A 13715-nucleotide genomic window follows, 5' to 3' on the forward strand; every position below is an offset into this window, starting at 1 on the left:
TCGTAGTGCAACCCTGTCCGTAAGCCTCGCTTCGCATCTAACCCCCGCCGATTTTCAGGATTCTATTGAGTTGCCCATGAACGTTCGTGCGATCGCCGCTGCTGGTCTCTGTTTGCTGCTGTTTAGCGGGTGCCGGGCACCGGAGAGTCCTCAAGCTGAAACTAGTACCAACACCGCCGCCGCTGACGACACCCTGCGGCTGCTCTACTGGCAGGCTCCCACCATTCTCAACCCCCACTTTTCCAGCGGATTTAAAGACGCCGAGGCTAGCCGCATTACCCTCGAACCTCTGGCCAGCTTTGACGCCGATGGCAACATGGTGCTGTTCTTAGCCGCCGAAGAGCCCACCCTCGACAACGGCGGCGTCGCCGCAGACGGCACCTCCGTCACCTGGAAACTTAAAGAAGGCCTTACCTGGTCAGACGGCACCCCCTTTACCGCCGAGGATGTAGCTTTTACCTACGAGTTTATTGTCAACCCCGAGGTGGCTACGGTCAACGCGGGCACCTATGAGCTGGTGGAACGGGTAGAGGCGATCGACGACACCACCGTGCAGATTACCTTTAAGGAGCCGAACCCTGCCTGGTATCTGGTGTTTACCGGCACCGAGGGGATGGTGCTGCCCAAGCATGTGTTTGAAGCCTACAACGGCCCCAACGGCCGTGAGGCCCCTGCCAACACCATGCCCGTGGGCACCGGCCCCTACCGGGTGACCAGCTTTACCCCCGGCGATGTGATTGTCTACGAAGCCAACCCCAACTACCGCGACGCCGACCAGCTCGCCTTTAGCCGCGTAGAGCTGAAGGGCGGCGGCGACGCTACCTCGGCAGCGCGGGCGGTGCTACAAACCGGGGATGTCGACTACGCCAACAACCTCCAGGTCGAAGCCGCCATTCTCGAACAGCTAGAGGCGGCAGGCCAGGGCGAGGTGGTAGCCAACTTTGGCTCGCTGGTTGAGCGGGTCATCATCAACTTCACCGACCCCAACCAGGCCACCGCCGACGGCGAAACCTCCAGCACCGAGTTTCCGCACCCCTTCTTTAGCGATCGCCTAGTGCGCCAGGCTATTAATCTGGCCCTCGATCGCGACACCATTGCCGCCCAGCTCTATGGCCCCACTGGGAAAGCCACCGCCAATTTTCTAGTTGCCCCCGGCCCCTTTGCCTCGGGCAACACCAGCTACGACTACGATCCTGAAGCCGCTGCAGCCCTGCTCGATGCGACGGGCTGGGTTGACAGCAACAACAACGGCACCCGCGATAAAAACGGGCAAGAAATGCAGGTAGTCTTTCAAACCTCGGTGAACCCGGTGCGCCAGAAAACCCAGGAGATTGTCAAACAATCCCTGGAGCAAATCGGCATCGGCGTAGAGCTAAAAAGCATCGACGCCAGCGTCTATTTCTCGGGCGACCCAGCTAGCCGCGAAACCCTCGAGCGTTTCTCCGCCGACCTGCAAATGTTTGTGACCGGCAACACTAACCCCGACCCTGGCGCCTACATGCAGACCTACACCTGCGACGAGATTGCCCAAAAGGCCAACAACTGGTCGGGCAGCAACTACGCCCGCTACTGCAACCCCGAGTACGACGCCCTCTGGCAGCAGGCCGCCGCCACCCTCGACCCCGAAGAACGGCAAGACCTGTTCATTCAAATGAACGATTTGCTGATTGAAGATGCCGCCGTCATGCCCATCGTCCACCGCGCCGATGCCTCCGGCGTCAGCAACCGCCTCACCGGCATCAACCTCACCCCCTGGGATCTGAGCACCTGGAACATTGCTGAGTGGAGGCGACCCTAGAGGGGTAGACGGGTGGATGGGTGGATGAGTAAAGACCCCTGACCACCCATCTCTGCCTTTAAAATCCGTCGCTCCCTCCCTACCCATCCACCCCCTACATCTTACCCATCCACCCCTATGCCCGAAATTCGCTTCCAAATCCAGTGGCCCGACGGCAACCAGGAAACCTGCTACTCCCCCTCGCTGGTGGTGAAGGACTACTTCGCGCCCGCCACCAGCTACCCGCTGACGGATTTTGTCGAGCGATCGCGCACTGCCTTGACCATCGCTAGCGATCGCGTACAGGCCAAGTACGGCATGCCCTGTAGTTTGGCCTTGGGCCAGCTGCGCCAGATCGAGGCCACCGCCAGCCGCTACGACCACCTATCCACCCCTGCGGTGACCGTGATTCAGTTCCTGGAATAATCGAGTTCAAAGAGAATTTTAGAAATTCTGCCAAGTCGTTTGACAAAAGCCCCCCCAAGCCGCAATATAGAGATTGCCTAAGCCATGGGCCTGTAGTTCAACTGGTTAGAGCACCGCCCTGTCACGGCGGAAGTTGCGGGTTCGAATCCCGTCAGGCCCGTTCTAGTTAAATCCTCCTTTTGCCCCACGAATCAAACATTCGTGGGGCAAAAGGTATCTATGCTGGGCGGTCATTTCAGGACGAGGGGGTTAGACTAGTGAACAGCCCATCCGGTATCTGGCGATACTAGCGTCGGGTAAAGTTTCGCTGAGTTAAACCGTCTATGACCCTACGTTTCCCTGGCAAGCAGGCTGCCCTCCGCCCCCGCACTGGCGCAACCGCCACGGGTGTCATGACTATTGGCTGGTTTTTGCTGCAAACCTTGATGCCGCTGCCCCCCGCCCTGGCCCAGGCTGAGGCCGAGCCGGAGGGGTTGACCTACGGGCAGTTTTTAGAAAAAATTGAGCAGGGCCAGGTCGAACAGGTTGACTTAGACGAAACCCGAGGCATTGCCTACGTCACCCTAGAGGGTGCTGCCGAAGACGCCGAACCTGAACAGGTGGCGCTGTTTGCCGGTGAGCGCAACGCTGAGCTGATTCGCCGCCTGCGCGCCAACGATGTCGATGTTGAGATTCGCGACTCGTCGAGCAGCGGTGCCCTAGCCTGGTTGGCCACCAACTCGCTGCTGGCGCTGATTCTGATTTTTGGGTTACTGCTGCTGCTGCGGCGATCGGCGGCGGGGGCGGGCAACGCCATGAGCTTTGGCAAGTCAAAGGCCCGCTTTCAGATGGAGGCCAAAACCGGCGTCGTGTTCGACGATGTGGCCGGTATCGAAGAAGCCAAGGAAGAACTGCAAGAGGTAGTCACCTTCCTCAAGAGCCCAGAGAAGTTTACGGCCATTGGGGCACGCATTCCCAAAGGGGTGCTGTTGATTGGTCAGCCCGGTACTGGTAAGACTTTGTTGGCCAAGGCGATCGCAGGCGAGGCCGCCGTTCCCTTCTTCAGCATTTCGGGCTCCGAATTTGTCGAAATGTTTGTGGGCGTGGGCGCATCGCGGGTGCGCGACCTGTTCCGCAAAGCCAAAGAGAATGCCCCCTGCATTGTGTTTATCGACGAGATTGATGCCGTGGGTCGCCAGCGGGGCGCAGGCATTGGCGGCGGCAACGACGAGCGTGAGCAGACCCTCAACCAGCTGCTCACCGAGATGGATGGCTTTGAGGGCAACAGCGGCATCATCGTGATTGCCGCTACCAACCGGGTAGATGTGCTCGACCTGGCGCTGCTGCGTCCGGGCCGCTTTGACCGCCAAGTGGTGGTTGACCTGCCCACCTACAAGGGGCGACTGTCGATTTTAGAAGTGCACGCTCGCAACAAAAAAATTGAGCCCGAGGTTTCCCTGGAGGCAGTGGCGCGGCGCACCCCTGGATTTTCTGGGGCGGAGCTGGCTAACCTGCTTAACGAAGCAGCCATTCTCACCGCCCGCCGCCGCAAAGAGTCAATGGGCATGACCGAGATTGAAGATGCGATCGATCGCATCACCATTGGCCTTAGCCTCACCCCCCTGCTCGACAGCAGCCGCAAGCGTATGACCGCCTACCACGAGGTCGGCCACGCCCTGCTCACCACCTTGCTGACCCACTCCGACGAGCTGAACAAGGTGACAATTATTCCGCGATCGGGCGGCATTGAGGGCTTTACCCAGTCGCTGCCCAACGAGGACATCATCGACAGCGGCCTCTACACCCGCAACTGGCTGATCGATCGCATTACGGTGGCCCTGGGGGGCTTTGCCGCCGAGGCAGAAGTATTTGGCGACGACGAAACTACCACCGGAGCCAGCGGCGATATTCAGCAGGTGAGCAACCTAGCGCGGCAGATGGTAACCCTCTACGGCATGTCTGAGCTTGGCCCTGTCGCCCTAGAGAGCATGGACAACCAGGTGTTTTTGGGCCGCAACCTGATGCCCCGCAGCGAGGTGTCAGAGGAAATGGCCAGCAAGATCGACGCTCAGGTGCGCGGCATTGCCCTAACCTGCCTCGATCGCGCCCGCAGCCTGCTGCGCGAGCATCGCGTACTGATGGATCACCTGGTGGACGTGCTGCTGGAGCGTGAAACTGTGGACGGCGAAGAATTTCGCCAGATTGTCAGCGAGTACACTCAGATTCCTGAGAAGTTCCTGGTGAAGGCGGGCTAAGGCGGTTTAGCACAGAACCTATTGCTCTGACGCTGTTGGCTGGGAGTAGCGCGGTAAACTAGGAGGGTTTTCTCCTGGAGCTGGCTGCCCCAGCCAGCGGTGTTTTTTATGGCCCTTGCGATCGCAGATCTGATCTCTAAACTCGAAGCCTGGGCTAACCCCGCCTGGCAAGAAGACTGGGACAACTGCGGCTGGCAGGTGCAGCCCGGCCTGCTCGACGAACCGGCCCACGTGCTGGTGTGCCTCACCCCAACTTTGGCGGTGATGGCCGAAGCCCTCAAACTCCGTCAGCAGGGCGTAGGTGTCAATCTGATTTTGGCCCACCATCCGCTGATCTTTAGCCCGCTTAAGCGCGTTACCCAGGGCGACCCAGTAGGGGATATGGTGCGCCAGGCGATCGCCCACAACATTGGCATCTACACCGCCCACACCAACTTTGACCAGGTGCAAGACGGCACCGCCGACCTGCTGGCCCAGGTGCTGCACCTGCAAAACTCTCAGCCCGTGGTGCCCACCCAACCCGGCATTGGCTACGGGCGCGTGGGTGATCTCAGCCCCACCCTCGATCTGCAAGGGCTGCTGGACCTGATTCAAGCTAGGCTCTCACCGCCACGATTAATCTATTCCCCCGCCGCCGATCTAACTCAGAGGATCGATCGCTTAGCCGTTCTGGGCGGCAGCGGGGCCAGCTTTATGGGGGCGGTGGCCAAAACTGGGGCGCAGGCCTACCTGACCTCAGACTGCAAGTTTCACCAGTTTCAGGAAGGGCGCGATCGCGACCTGATTCTCATTGACGCAGGTCACTACGCCACTGAACGTCCTGCCTGCGCCCGACTGGCGGAAATTGTGCAGCAGTGGGGTGCCCCCTGGGCACAGCTCAGCGACCAAGACGAAGACTTTCGCCAGTTTTGGGGCTGAGACTCTAGTCAAAGGAAGCCGCCCAGCCTGCTAGGCAAAAAGTTCTTCCAGTCGGCATCCAATTCGCGCTTCCGCAACGCTCATGCAGCAATGCCCAAAGTGCTATACCAAGAGAGAAACTCTGTAAGTTTAGGCCACAGACGACACCTGCGCCTCTTGGAACCCCGCCGAAGGATGCGGTAGTATCGGCAATAAACTTAAACCGCAAGGGAGGCTAGGCTCATGTTCCATCTGTACTTTGGGGCGTTTGATATCGTGCTCTATTTGGCGGGCATCTATGCTGCTATGGCCGTTTCCAAAGCCCTTTGCGATCAAATGGATGAAGCCGAAGCCGCCCAGAACGTGACCACCACGGCACCTCAGGTTGCTCCCATGCAGGCGATCGCACCTCATCTAGTAGCCCCCGCGCCCAAGCGCGAGGAAGTCAGCGTCAAAGTATCGGCAAACTGACGCTAGCTAAAGTCATCCACAAAAGCAGCTACATCTTTGCAGCCCGCCCGGCAACTAAGTGCGCCAGGGCGAAATTTTGCAGCTCTTTTTTTCCTGTAGATGCCCTGCACCACTTGTAATAGAGGGGAAACTGCCACAGTAGATCGTCTTTGCCGATAGGGATTTGACAGTATGGAGCTGTAAGAGCTGGGAGCAAGCCCTGGCCGCCTAAGGGCATTGGCGTTCGTGAAACGTTTCGAAGGAAAGCTTCTCTGAAAGAGAATCGCCCCAAAACTGAACAATTTTGTCCTTTGGTGCTCTACTTTTTTTGTTTTGTGCCACTGTAGGTAGCTGGCACAACCCTTAGCGAACAAATAGGGTCGGTAGAATGAGGAGACAACTGGCGCGGTTAGAGCATTGGCGACGCGCATGGTCACTGGCACACCAATGGATCAACAGTGCGGCTATGCTCGATTTTTTTAAGTATCGAGTGGGGCAGTCGGCGTGGACCAAGCTGATTGGCCGCACCCTGATGAAGTGGCAGCAAGACGATTGCCTTGAGATGGGTGCCGCCCTAGCCTACTACGCCCTCTTTTCAATGTTTCCGATGATTTTGGTGTCGTTGAGCATTGTGGGCTTTCTAATTGGCCCCAGCACCGATGCCTACAACGCCGTGCTCCACTTTGCCCAAGAGGCTCTGCCTCCCGACGCCTTCCCCCTGGTGCAGGCCACCCTCATCGAGTTTCACAACGGCAGCACTAGCGCCAGCATCGTTGGTTTTGGCATTTTGCTATTTACCTCCAGCGGTTTTTTTGGCGCCCTCAGCCGCTCCTTTGACAAAATTTGGCACACCAAGCCCAGCCATCACCGCTTCGGCGGCGTGGGGGAAGTGGCGTTTATCTTTCTGTGGCGCCGGTTTCTGGCGTTTTTGCTGGTGATTGGGGCCACCAGCCTGATCTTTGTGTCGCTGCTCTCCAACATTGCCATCGGCACCATCACCAAGATTTTGGAAGGGGTGAACGAGTGGGTGACGGTGCTGGCGATCGATCAGGTGCAGCTGCTGTCATGGCTGCGGCTGGGCATCTCGTTTGTGACGCTGACGCTGGTGGTAATGGTGCTCTACAAAACCCTGCCCAGCACCCGTGTGGCTTGGCGAGATGTGTGGCTGGGGGCACTGCTGACCGCCATTCTGTGGCTGATTTTGCAGCAGTTAATCAGTAACAGTGTGATTAGCCTGGGCAGCCAGTTTCGCTCCTACGGGGTGGTAGGCGGGGTGATGGTGCTGATGCTGTGGATTTACCTTACCAGCCAGATTTTCTTTTTGGGGGGCGAGTTTACCTACGTCTACGCCCACCAATTTGGCAGCCGCAAGGGGCAGAAAAAGCTAATGACTAAGGTAGGGGGCCAGTAAGTGGTTTAATTTATAGAGCAGTTTACGGAATGGGCCAATGGCGACAGCGCAGCGTGGAGTAACAATCTGGTTTACGGGGTTGAGCGGGTCGGGTAAATCGACCATCGCTCGCGCTCTGGAGGCCGAACTGCGCCAGCGGGGTTGCCAGCTTGAGGTGCTCGACGGCGATGTTGTGCGCACTAACTTGACCAAGGGCCTGGGCTTTAGCAAAGAAGACCGGGACGAAAACATTCGCCGCATTGGCTTTGTATCGCACCTGCTGACCCGCAATGGCGTGATGGTGCTGGTGTCGGCAATTTCGCCCTACCGCGAAGCGCGAGATACGGTGCGCGATCGCATCGGTGACTTCGTCGAAGTCTTTGTTGACGCTCCCCTCAGCGTCTGCGAAGACCGCGACGTCAAAGGTCTCTACAAAAAAGCTAGGGCTGGCGAAATCAAGCAGTTTACCGGCATTGACGATCCCTACGAAGCGCCCCTCAACCCAGAGGTGCACTGCCACACCGATCAGCAATCCGTCGAAGAAAGCGTGGCCCAGGTAATTGGCCAGCTCGAAGCCATGGGCTACTTGGCAGTGGCAGCCGTGGCCTAGCCTCCGTAACCAGTGAGCTATCGGTGGCGCTGCCTTTAGCCTGATCCCAGCCCGGTGGAAGGCGCTCCCCCAGCCTCTGGGCCGATCGCTCTACCGCTATAGCAGTAATGCCCACTATTCTTCAGAACAGTGGGCATCAGTATTAGAAAGGTTAGATTACTCTACTTTAGAGACTTCTTCTACAGCGTCCTTCCGGGTGACAACCCAAAAGATACCAGCATTGCCTGGGGCTCTGAGCTTGCAAGCCGGACATTCGCAGGTTGCGCCACCGGCAACAAGGGTGAGATATTTAATTTCAGCCTGAATAGAGAATTCGCTAATTGGTAGTCCCAGCATCTTTTTGATGTGAGATTCTAAGGGCCGACAGGCTCGTCTTGCGTAGCCTTGCCCTGCTCGTTCAGAGTAAATAACGTAATCCGAAAGCCAAGTGTCATTCATATGCAACTCTATCAGGCAACTTTGCATCCCCCTAAAGGAATAGATTAAGAATACGCCTTAAGGTAGATATAAATCAATGGTGCCCAAAACAGACTGGACGTTCTCACCTGGTAAGACAGTTCGAATTTCTACCAATTTCATATTGCTGCCTGCGCCCGTGGAGAAGCTAGGCGTTTAGCGTTATCCCAGTACTTGACTGCGCCGCAGCTTGTTGACCAAGCGCGCAGGCGGTTCCCGGCGGGCGTAGCTAACCAGGTAGTCATGCACCAACTGGTAGCGATCGATGGGGATATCGGGCAGCAAAAACACCAGACCCGAGCCCACCAGAATATCCAGTACTAGGTCGAGTTGGTCTGACTGATAGACAGCACCGCGCAGTTTGATCTCTTCTTCAATGTCTTCTCGGCTTCTTTGGGGACGATAGGGGCGGCTGTCGCGATCGATATCGGTGAGCAGGTAAAGCACCAGGCGGGCCAAATCCGCATTTTCAGCGCCGCAGTCGTCAACCACAGTGCCCAAGAAATTTTGCACCAGGGTTTCTTTGGGATGGCTGCCCAGGTCGAGGTATTCGGCCAGGGTGTTGATCTCTTGGCGCTGGAGCTGAGCCCCCACCACCTGAAGCTCAATCGGGCGCACCTCACCGATGGAGGTAGATAGGTCGGCCACCAGCTGATCGATCAGGGCCGTTTCGAGGTAAAAGTGAGCGTCGTCGGTGAGGCGACGAATTAAAAATTTGGCGTCGGTGGCCTTAAAATTGCCCAAATAATAGCGGTAGTCTCGGCTGAGAATGTCGTTGTTGAGAATGTCGAGATCAAAGCCGCGCTCAATTTCGAGCAGGTGGTGGAGGTAGTCTTCGCGCAGGGACAGCACCACTTTGAGGTAGGGCGTATTGAGGCAGTCGAGCAAGAAAGCGTAGAAGTCGCGGCGCTGGGTCAGCTCTACGGCATCGACGAAAAATTCTTCAAACTGATCAAAAATCAGCACGATTTGTCGATAGCTTTGCTCGGTGAGGCGTTTGAGGCGATCACTCAGGTCGATGGGGTCGATAGGGGCGGCTGGGGGAATGCCGTCGGCCTCGCTGAGCTGTTGCAGGGCGCGGGCCAAAGCCTGGTTGACCTCATCGGGCCAATCGCGGTAGCCCTTGACCAACACCGCCAAAGTCGATCGCCCCTCAGGAAACGACTTAGCCAGGGCGGGCATCAGCCCGGCATAAAGGATGGAGCTTTTGCCTACCCCCGACGGCCCGTGGATAATCACCAGCGGATAGCGGGCCTGCTCAAGGCGATCGGTGAGAGCCTCAACATCGGCCTGGCGACCCGAGGACTGAATCTCGGTAGCCAGCAGCGCTTGGCTGGAGCCCTCACCACCACCCCGCCAGGACTCCTGGGGCTGAATTTCGCTGGCCCCGATGAAGGCTCGCAGCTTAAAGCGAGTGTCGACCTGGCGCTGCTTGATCTTGACCCCAAAGGCGGCGCGGTATTTTTTTTGCTGGTAATACTGCTGTTGCAGCGTTTGCAGAATGTTGCGGTAGAGGGGCAGATCAGTTGTGGGGTCGGTGTAGGTGTACGCCGCTTCAAGCAGGGTAGTAGCCGCCTCGGGTTGAACCTGAGCAATATATACTCGCCCCAACAGGAAGAGGTACCAGCCCCGCTGATACTGGTTAGCCATCGCTAGGGCAGAGCGGGAGGATTCGGCATCAGGTTCGCCGGAGGCACTGGCAGTGACGGCCCCGGCGATCGCCAGAATATTCAATGCCCGCTCGGCGTTAGTTTTAGCGGTGGCGGCATCGTCCTGGGCCAGAGCTACCTCTGCCAGATAGCCGTAATTGCGGGCCAGGCGAATGGGGTCTTGGCGATGTAGGGTCAGCCCCTCCTGGGCGGTGCGGGCCAGGGCGGACCAGGCCCCCAATTTTTGCTGCACCTCCGCCAGGGCATGGATGAATTTGCCCACCAGATCAGGCTCCTCGAGGTCGCGAAAAATGCGCAGGCAGGCGGTGAAGTAGCTCTCGGCCTTGTGCAGCATGAGATCATAAACCACCCGCTGCAGAATGGCCTGGCTGCGGCAGGTCGCCCCCAAGTAGAAGAGGAGGACAGCTTGTTTTTGGCGAGGGGTGGGGGGTGGGGGGGTAAGTAGGGGAGTGGGCGGGTGGGCGGGTGGGGGGGTGGATTTTTGCCAGTAGTTCAGGCTTTGCTCGAAGTGGTAGCGGGCCACGTCGAGATCGTTGCGGCTAAAGGCGTCGCGGCCCTTGAGAAAGTCGAGGCTGGCCTTGAGTTCACTGCCAAGGGTGGCTTGGGTTTGAGCTATGTCGGTCAGGGCAAACTCTAGCTCGGTGCGCAGGGCCGACCCCGGTTGAAAATCGGCGGCTTCAGTGGGGTGAGGGCTGCTATCGCCCAACGAGAGCATGGTAGCGAATAGGTCGTTGGCGCTGGCGTGGAGTGAGTCGATCAGCTCGCCGGGGGGGTACTCAAAGGGAATGGGGGCGGCAGCAAAGCTCTTAAAGTCGGGAGCGTGGCGGTTGAGAATGGTCAGGGTGCGATCGCTCATCCACAGCACTACCGGAAACGGCAGCGCCTGTGGAAAGGCGTTTCGTCCCAAGTTGGCGGCCTTAAACACTGCCGCCGCGTTTTGCAACTGCTCTAGGCCGGTTACCATCAGGGCGGTTGGCGGTGGAGAGTCAGCGGGCAAGGTCAAAGCCTGAAGCAGGGTCGTGACATGAGCGGGCAGCGATCGCTCTACCAGGGGCGTATAGGTCTGCAAATGATCGACCATCAGCTGCTGCAAACGCGAGTAGTTGCACCGGGCCAGCACCAGCGAAAAGCGGTTGGGTCTGAGGGTGATCGCCCGCTTGAGCTCAGTTAGGGCCGCTTGGTTGTGGGCCACAATATCGCTGGTTCCCAGACGCTGGCCGCTCATGGGCGGCTCTGCTGAGCCAGCCAGCTGCGGTAGCGATCGGTCTCGGCCAGCAGGGGATTGAGGCCAAACCAGCGACCCTGAGCATCTCGATATTCGTACAAAAACAGGCTGCGCACCAAAATGTTGTAGTCTTCGTCGCCCTGCACATCCTGGCGGGAGACGGCCTGGAGCAGCAGATCCCACTCGTGGTCGCTGACTAGACCCATGAGGCTGTCGCGCTCGTTGCGAATCACAGCCTCCAGGGTGTCGCGCAAAAAAGGCGGGTCTTGCTTGCGTAGGCAGCCATCCAGCAGGCGAATCAGGTTGCGCATGTGGCCACCACTCACCTGACAGAGGCGATCGAGGGTGGCTATCTCGTCGAAGATTTCTCCTACCGCATCAATGCGCTGGTTCACGTTGAAATCGGGAAAGGCGCGAATCAACACCATCTGTCGCAGCAGCGCCATACCCGCCTCGTCGGTGTTGCCCTTGCGGTCCTGCATCGGCACCATGGGCAGCACCATGGGGTTAGTACCAAACCGGTTCGACAGCCGCACCAGGTCATTCGAAAACATCAGCTCCAGGGGAATGGTGTAGACCATGTGGCAGTCAAGCTGCCTGAGCTGCTCACCCCGGTCGACAAAAATGTACTCCGACTGGAGCCGTCCCTGGGAGCGAGGGGCGCTGTCGATGCGATCGAGGTTATCCATAATCACCACCAGGCGATTTTTGCCCTGGGACTGTAGTCGATCGTTGGCTGGAGTCAGCAGCTCGTCGTTGATGGCGGTAATAATGCTGCGGGTGCGCGGCTCTAAATACTGTCTGAGCTGGCTGCGCATGTCAGGGCTCTGCTTGGCCGAGGCCGTAATGCTGGCAATGCCCGCCGAAAAGCTCACATCGGAGATTTCCATCGGGGTGCGCAGGGTGTCGGCCAGGTTCTGAAACAGGCCTTGCAGATAAGTGGGCTTAGTCGCAATGCCAATTTTGTCGAGGTGCTCGCTGATGTTGTGGGCAATGCTGAGCAAAATATCAGAGATTTCGACATCGGCCATCTCTAAGTCGCGGTCTGACTCAAAGTAAACCACCTCGCAGTTACGCTGGGTCAGCTTGTTCTGCAAACGAAAGAGTTCCGTCGATTTGCCGCAGCCAATATGGCCGGTAAACAGCTGGGTAGTGGGGCGATTGCGGGCCAGGCGAGCAATTTTGCGCTCTAGCTCTTGGACAGTGTCGCCACCGCGCACGGTGGAGAAATCGATGTAGTAGCGCTTGCCCCGCAGCGGCTGGGTGGGGTCGCAGGCATCGTAAAACTGCTGTAGATCCAGCATAGGCAATGGTTGTAGGATTGCCCTCAGGGTAGCGCAAGGGCCGGAAGGCGAAGGTAAAGCTTTAGCGACGGTTATCCTAGTACCGCTACGCGGGGTTCAAAATGCAAAATTCAAAGTGAAAAATCCTTAGGGTACAGGTATTTAGCATTCTGAACAGTAGGGGCATTTTTGCCGCAGCGTAATAGCGCTAGATGGGTTTAGGGATAGACCTGGGGATAGTCAGCAGGCTCAACAAACTCTTCAGCCGAGTCGCTGCACTCCTGGTAGCGGAAGGTTTCTAGCTCTAGCTCGCTTCCCGACCAGCGGTAGTCGGCCAAGGAGCCACAGTCGCCAACGCCCCGCGCCTTGCTAAATACCGTCAGCAGCTCTTGGTCGGGGTCAAAGGTGGCCAGGCCGCCTACGGTGCCCTCGCTGCTACGCACAAACTGCCCGGTTTCATCGGGATAAAACACATCGAGCGACAGCGGCTGCCACGCGCCGTCGGGTTGGTAAGCCACGTAGGCGTAGACCGACTGGTAGGCGGCGTTGGCGCAGACCAGCTCCACCAAGGCGCGATCGCCTGTCCGATAGACCCGAGATTCTGCTTGGGCGACCTCGGGCTGGTAAAACCCATCGCAGAGGTCGAGGCTTTCGACCTGGTCATAAACGGTTTGCAGAATCGCCTCGTCCGCAGGCAAACTGTTTTTGCTATCGGGGTCACCGGCAGCACCCGACTCCGCTCGGGCTGGGGCTGATCCCTCAGGATCGGGGGTTGGCGGAGCGTTGCACCCGGCGATCGCAATCATCACCAAAGCCGCCATGATGCCCTGGGCGTTACGTTGTCTCACTCGGTGCTCCTCAGCGCGATCGCCAATTGAATTGCTATCATCCTATTTTGCTATAGCCGGTGAAGGCTGAGTTAAGACAGCCCAAAATCCAAGCTCATTAGGCACCCTTCTTCCTTGTTGCTATTTTATTTTCGGTCTTTTGCCACAGCATTCCCGCCCCGGTAGTAGCTAACTTCGATCCCAGCCGCCTTCCACAGCCCCATTCCGCTCCTTCTTCGGCGGTAAGAAAAGGTTCTAAAGACAGTCTGTGGGTGGATTAACGCAATCGGGAAAAGCCGATAAAATCTGAACAAAACTACTAGCTCCCAAAATCTGAAGCCTATGCTGTCAACGCGGACACCCTCTTCCCTCTCTCGATTGCAGCTGGAAGCGGGTTACCTCGTTTGCACCCTAAGGCAGCTGACGAAGCGTATCCAGAAGCCGTTTGCCGTCGTTTTAGGAGTAGGCTT

The 13715-nt window shown here is 57.9% G+C and carries 10 protein-coding genes and 1 tRNA gene; 8 read left to right on the top strand and 3 right to left on the bottom strand.

Annotation, left to right across the window (positions count from 1 at the left end):
• Nucleotides 1-76: 76 nt before the first annotated feature.
• The 8 genes from H6F75_RS13710 to cysC all read left to right on the top strand — a co-directional run bounded on the left by H6F75_RS13710 (nucleotide 77) and on the right by cysC (nucleotide 7784).
• A complete protein-coding gene (locus H6F75_RS13710; protein ID WP_190753040.1) occupies nucleotides 77-1798 on the top strand; it encodes a peptide ABC transporter substrate-binding protein in 1722 nt (573 codons plus the stop codon).
• A gap of 117 nt (nucleotides 1799-1915) precedes the next feature.
• A complete protein-coding gene (locus tag H6F75_RS13715; protein ID WP_190753041.1) occupies nucleotides 1916-2203 on the top strand; it encodes an MSMEG_0570 family nitrogen starvation response protein in 288 nt (95 codons plus the stop codon).
• A gap of 86 nt (nucleotides 2204-2289) precedes the next feature.
• A tRNA-Asp gene (locus tag H6F75_RS13720) sits at nucleotides 2290-2363 on the top strand.
• Between the two features lie 232 nt (nucleotides 2364-2595).
• Nucleotides 2596-4437, top strand: a complete 1842-nt coding sequence (gene ftsH / locus H6F75_RS13725; protein WP_279308306.1) for an ATP-dependent zinc metalloprotease FtsH — start codon at nucleotides 2596-2598, stop codon at nucleotides 4435-4437.
• A 108-nt stretch (nucleotides 4438-4545) separates the two neighbouring features.
• Nucleotides 4546-5355, top strand: coding sequence for a Nif3-like dinuclear metal center hexameric protein (locus H6F75_RS13730; RefSeq protein ID WP_190753043.1), 810 nt, complete (start codon nucleotides 4546-4548; stop codon nucleotides 5353-5355).
• 222 nt (nucleotides 5356-5577) lie between these two features.
• Nucleotides 5578-5805, top strand: coding sequence for a hypothetical protein (locus H6F75_RS13735; protein ID WP_190753044.1), 228 nt, complete (start codon nucleotides 5578-5580; stop codon nucleotides 5803-5805).
• A gap of 445 nt (nucleotides 5806-6250) precedes the next feature.
• A complete protein-coding gene (locus tag H6F75_RS13740; RefSeq protein ID WP_242019993.1) occupies nucleotides 6251-7195 on the top strand; it encodes a YihY/virulence factor BrkB family protein in 945 nt (314 codons plus the stop codon).
• Between the two features lie 37 nt (nucleotides 7196-7232).
• Nucleotides 7233-7784, top strand: coding sequence for an adenylyl-sulfate kinase (cysC, locus tag H6F75_RS13745; RefSeq protein ID WP_190753045.1), 552 nt, complete (start codon nucleotides 7233-7235; stop codon nucleotides 7782-7784).
• Nucleotides 7785-8402: 618 nt separating this feature from the next.
• Here the strand turns inward: cysC and H6F75_RS13750 are convergent.
• The 3 genes from H6F75_RS13750 to H6F75_RS13760 all read right to left on the bottom strand — a co-directional run bounded on the left by H6F75_RS13750 (nucleotide 8403) and on the right by H6F75_RS13760 (nucleotide 13266).
• Nucleotides 8403-11135, bottom strand: coding sequence for an ATP-binding protein (locus H6F75_RS13750; RefSeq protein WP_190753046.1), 2733 nt, complete (start codon nucleotides 11133-11135; stop codon nucleotides 8403-8405).
• Nucleotides 11132-12439, bottom strand: a complete 1308-nt coding sequence (locus H6F75_RS13755) for an AAA family ATPase (protein ID WP_190753047.1) — start codon at nucleotides 12437-12439, stop codon at nucleotides 11132-11134. Before H6F75_RS13755 ends, H6F75_RS13750 begins: the two co-directional genes overlap by 4 nt.
• A gap of 197 nt (nucleotides 12440-12636) precedes the next feature.
• A complete protein-coding gene (locus H6F75_RS13760) occupies nucleotides 12637-13266 on the bottom strand; it encodes a DUF1176 domain-containing protein (RefSeq protein WP_190753048.1) in 630 nt (209 codons plus the stop codon).
• Nucleotides 13267-13715 lie beyond the last annotated feature (449 nt).

Source organism: Nodosilinea sp. FACHB-131 (genome assembly GCF_014695395.1).
Lineage (GTDB): Bacteria > Cyanobacteriota > Cyanobacteriia > Phormidesmidales > Phormidesmidaceae > Nodosilinea.